Raw genomic sequence first — 3,560 nt, forward strand, 5'->3', positions numbered from 1 at the left:
AGTATTCGTACAACATTAACATTCTTCATTATTAGTACGATTAACTTAAGTTTCTTATTAGTACAAATTTTAACAAATGGTGGTCCAGATGGTTCAACAGAAGTATTCTTAAGCTACATGTTTACTCAAGCTTATACAAACTCTTCATTTGGTTATGGTATGGCAATTGGGGTAGTAGTATTTATCTTCTCATTTGGATTATCAGGTATCGTTAGTCACATTACAAAACGTGACATTCTAGAATATTAGGAGGCATATTATGAAAATGCAAACTCGTTCATTTGAACGCTTATATAAAGCATTTATTTATGTAGCGTTAATTACATTAGCCATTTCCATTATTGTGCCAGTTGGTTGGGTATTTGTCGCATCCATTAAGCAAAATAGTGAATTCTATGGTAGTCCATGGACTGCTCCAAAAGGATTTTATTTCCAAAACTTTATTGATGCCTGGACAAGTGCAAAAATGGGAGATTATATGTTAAATTCTGTTATTGTAACAGCATTAGCATTAATCATTTTAGTAGCTGTTGCGATTCCAGCTGCTTATGTATTAGCAAGATTTAAATTCCCTGGAAGCAAACTCATTAATACACTTCTAAAAGGTGGATTATTCATTAACGTAAACTATATTGTTGTTCCAATCTTTTTAATGCTACTAGATTGGGATAAAGGATTAAAATCATTTGGAATCGCAAATGGCTTCTTCTTAAATAATATTTTTGTACTTGCAGTAGTTTATGCTGCTACATCATTACCATTTACGATTTACTTATTATCAAACTTCTTCAAAACTTTACCGACAACATTTGAAGAAGCAGCAGCTATTGATGGTGCAGGATATTTCACAACAATGTTCAAAGTTATGACTCCAATGGCTAGACCAAGTATTATTACAGTAATTTTATTTAACTTCTTATCATTTTGGAATGAATATATTATTGCATTAACATTAATGCCTGGTAAAAATCAAACATTGCCAGTAGGGTTGAAAAATTTATTACAAGCACAACGTGGTGCAGCGCAATATGGTCAAATGTACGCAGGGATGGTATTAGTAATGTTACCAACATTGATTCTATATATTCTTGTTCAAAATAAATTAACACAAGGAATGACCTTAGGTGGTTCTAAAGAGTAGGAGAGGAGAAACACCATGAGCAAAACGAAGGGACGTTTAACATTACCAAGTCAAGCTAATTTTTTGAAAGAAACAAAAGAATTGATTGAACGTTGGGGAGCAGATGCCATTCGAGATAGTGATGGTACTAAATTAGATGAAGCAACAAAACAATTAGATGCAAAAATTTATACAACATATTTTGTTGCAAGAAATCATAATGAATTTGCTGAAAAGCATATGGAAGAATGCCAACAAATTTATGTGATGTCTAAATTCCATCTAGCAACTTCAAGTGAATTAGAAATTCCATTCATGGATGGATATTTTACAGATCAAGTTCAACCAGATTACGTTCATGATGAAAAATTATATTGGGAAGTCATTGACCGTACAACGGGGAAAGTGGTTAGTGTAGAAAATTGGGTATTAGATAAAGAAAGAAATATTGTTACAGTTTATGGAGCAGAAGCTTTTCATGAATATACAGTATCATTTTTAGTATATGCTATTTGGGATCCAACTCAAATGTATAATCATATTACAAATAATTGGGGAAATGTTCCACACGATATTCCTTTTGATGTCCGTCAACCGGCATCTAATGAATATATGCAAACTTATTTAAAAAATTGGTTAAAAGAAAATCCGGATACAGATGTTGTTCGTTTTACAACTTTCTTCTATCACTTCACATTGATTTTCAATCAATTAGGAAAAGAAAAGTTTGTAGATTGGTTTGGATATGGAGCTAGCGTTTCTGTAGCAGCTTTAGAAGCATTTGCAAAAGAGAAAGGCTATCGTTTAAGAGCGGAAGATATTGTGGATGAAGGATATTATAATTCTACATTCAGAACACCAAGTAAAGCTTACTTAGATTATATCGACTTTATTCAAAAATTTGTTGCAACAGAAGCGAAAAAATTAGTGGATCTTGCACATGATGCAGGAAAAGAAGCAATGATGTTTTTAGGGGATAACTGGATTGGAACAGAGCCTTATGGAAAATATTTCAAAGAAATTGGCTTAGACGCAGTAGTTGGGTCCGTAGGGGGCGGAGCAACTTTACGTATGATTTCTGATATTCCTCATGTAAAATACACTGAAGGAAGATTCTTACCATACTTCTTCCCAGATGTATTTAGAGAAGGAAATGATCCAACAATCGAAGCGAATAAAAACTGGTTATCAGCAAGACGTGCAATTATGAGAAATCCAGTCGATCGTATTGGATATGGCGGTTACTTGAGTTTAGCTTATCAATTCCCTAAATTTGTTGACTATATTGAACAAGTAACGGATGAATTTAGAGAGATTTACGATGTTGTAAAACATACAAAACCATATGTTGGTTTAAAAGTTGCTATTCTAAATGCTTGGGGTAAATTACGTACTTGGCAATCTCATATGGTGGCACATGAATTACCATATAAACAAATTTATTCTTATTTAGGAATTATGGAAGCCTTAAGTGGTGCTAGTGTTGATGTTCAATTCATTAGCTTTGAAGATGTTTTAACGACAGATATCTTAAAAGACGTGGATGTAATTATTAATGCTGGTGATGCAGGAACTGCATTTAGTGGTGGGGAGGTTTGGAAAAATCCAGAACTGCTAACTAAAATTCGTAAATTTGTATACAATGGTGGAGGGTTTGTTGGAGTAGGAGAACCAACAGCTGTTCATCATCAAGGTAGATATTTCCAATTAGCAGATGTTCTAGGAGTAGAACGTGAAATGGGATATAGCTTATCTACTGATAAATACTTTACAAAAGAATTAGACACTCACTTCATTACAGAAGATATTAAAGATAAACGCAAAATCGATTTCGGAGAAGGAATGAAGAATGTCTATGGACTAACTGAACATACAGAAGTATTAGAATTCAGTAATCCAAAAGTTTCTCAAGAAGTAGAAGGTATTGTAATGCCAGCAAATGCTGAAGGAAAAGAATTTGGAGAAATTCATTTAGCAGCTAATCCTTATGGAAAAGGACGTGGAGTATATCTTGCAGGTCTACCTTATAGCCCAGAAAATACAAGATTATTACTTCGTGCATTATATTATGCAGCCGCTAAAGAACAAGAATTCAAAAAATGGTATTCTTCTAATTTATCTGTTGAAGTACATGCATATCCTGAAAAAGGCTTATATGCAATTGTTAATAACACAAATGAAACACAAGAAACAGAAGTTTTTGATGGCAATGGAAATCATGAAACAGTCATCATGAATCCAAGTGAAATTAGATGGGAGCATATGTGATGAATCCAAAAGTTAGAATATGGATACGAGTAGTCTTAATGGTGATTTTTTTAGTTGTCTTAGTGAAAGGTCATCAAATGGTTGGAAAACCAGGAGTTGCCACAATGTTAGTAGCTCTAGTAGGCTTGTTAGCTATATTATGGGATTATAACCGTCCATATAGCAACTCGTA

3 protein-coding genes and 1 pseudogene are annotated in these 3,560 nt (G+C 33.4%); all 4 read left to right on the forward strand.

The window, feature by feature from the left end; genetic code table 11:
* Nucleotides 1-249, forward strand: a pseudogene (locus RWO76_RS08740) (sugar ABC transporter permease); the annotation flags it as partial.
* A gap of 10 nt (nucleotides 250-259) precedes the next feature.
* Nucleotides 260-1,141, forward strand: a complete 882-nt coding sequence (locus RWO76_RS08745) for a carbohydrate ABC transporter permease (RefSeq protein ID WP_006703782.1) — start codon at nucleotides 260-262, stop codon at nucleotides 1,139-1,141.
* 15 nt (nucleotides 1,142-1,156) lie between these two features.
* On the forward strand, nucleotides 1,157-3,388 hold the full coding sequence (gene gnpA / locus RWO76_RS08750) for a 1,3-beta-galactosyl-N-acetylhexosamine phosphorylase (RefSeq protein ID WP_314355253.1): 2,232 nt from the start codon (nucleotides 1,157-1,159) through the stop codon (nucleotides 3,386-3,388).
* The coding region (locus tag RWO76_RS08865) for a DUF6903 family protein (protein WP_315007275.1) at nucleotides 3,388-3,560 on the forward strand (173 nt) is incomplete at its 3' end. The genes gnpA and RWO76_RS08865, both read left to right, overlap by 1 nt.

It is taken from the genome of uncultured Granulicatella sp., from assembly GCF_963521425.1.
Lineage (GTDB): Bacteria > Bacillota > Bacilli > Lactobacillales > Aerococcaceae > Granulicatella.

Excerpts from the sequence above, each read along its gene's own strand:
- RWO76_RS08745 (WP_006703782.1), top strand. The coding sequence starts at position 260 with ATGAAAATGCAAACTCGTTCATTTGAACGCTTATATAAAGCATTTATT.
- gnpA (WP_314355253.1), top strand. The coding sequence starts at position 1,157 with ATGAGCAAAACGAAGGGACGTTTAACATTACCAAGTCAAGCTAATTTT.